This is a genomic window from Polaromonas sp. P1_G4 (assembly GCF_056405475.1).
Window position 1 is genome coordinate 1 of record NZ_JBFUCA010000840.1, and the last position, 1,209, is coordinate 1,209.

The 1,209-nt window shown below is 61.0% G+C and carries 1 protein-coding gene; it reads left to right on the forward strand.

Features of this window, described 5'->3' with window-relative positions; genetic code table 11:
* Positions 1 to 1,025 (forward strand): class I SAM-dependent methyltransferase (locus AC1D1X_RS23835; RefSeq protein WP_477699415.1); only part of this gene is annotated, 1,025 nt, incomplete at its 5' end.
* Between the last annotated feature and the right edge of the window lie 184 nt (positions 1,026 to 1,209).

Here is a 1,209-nt window from a genome sequence, read left to right on the forward strand (position 1 = left end):
GGCTGGCAAACATCGCCTGGGTTCATGATTCATTGCTGAACCTGCCCGCCCTGGCAGCAGAGCTCGGCGCCTTCGACTACATCAATTGCAGCGGCGTACTTCACCATCTGGCCGATCCCGATCTGGGATTCAAGGCGTTGCGCAGTGTACTCAAAGACGATGGCGCCATCGGACTCATGGTGTATGCCACCACGGGCCGCACCGGGGTGTACCAGATGCAGGAGCTCATGCGCCTGGTCAACGGCGACGAGGCGGATGCGCAGCGGAAAATCGCCAACACGCGCGACTTGCTGGCCAGCCTGCCCGCCACCAACTGGTTCAAGCGCAGCGAAGACCTGCACCACGACCACAAGATGGGCGACGCAGGCATCTACGACCTGCTGCKGCATTCGCAGGACCGCTCATACAGCGTGGGCGAGCTGTTTGACTGGCTGGGCGACGAAGCGGATGGCGCAAAGAGCGGACACGGCATGCACCTGGAGTTCACCGATGTACAGCGCGGCCTTTCGCCTTATTTACCGCACATGGTGCTGGGAAGCAAGCCGCCGGCCATGGCCGCGGCATTGCGCAGGCTGCCGCGCAGGAAGCAATATGAAATGGCCGAGCTGATGGCCGGCACCCTTATTACCCATTCCCTATACGTCACTCGCAACGACCGTTGCAAGGCCCCCTACGGCGATCCGGAGTACGTGCCTTTCTTCTACCATGAGCCCTTGACCGGCGAACTTGCCGCGCAGGTGTTTGGCAGCAACAAGGGCCAGCCCTTCATGCTCAGGCATCAGCACTCAGGCGCCTCGGTGATGGTGAATCCCGGCAAGTACGGCGCAAAAATTCTCGCGTTGATAGATGGGAAAAAAACCTTTGGCGAAATATTCGACCAATTCCGCGCGGCCTGGCAGGGCAAAGCGGCTGCGCCTGACAATGCCGTTCTGTTTGGCGACTTTGCCGAGTCGTTCGACGTTCTCAGCGCCCTGGATCGGCTTCTGCTCAGGCACCCCTCGGCCGAAGCCACAGCCGCGAAATAAGAGCCGGAGGATTTTGAGGCTCTCAGGCGAGAGAGCCCCACGCACTCTCAGTTTGGGGCGACTTGGCCACAAGCAGATCCACAACGACCACCAGCTCGCCGCCGAACCGGCCTATGCCCAGGCCGCTCATGAGCTTTTGCTCCTCCTCGTCGGAAGCCATGCGCAAAAAGCACAGGGCCTGCTG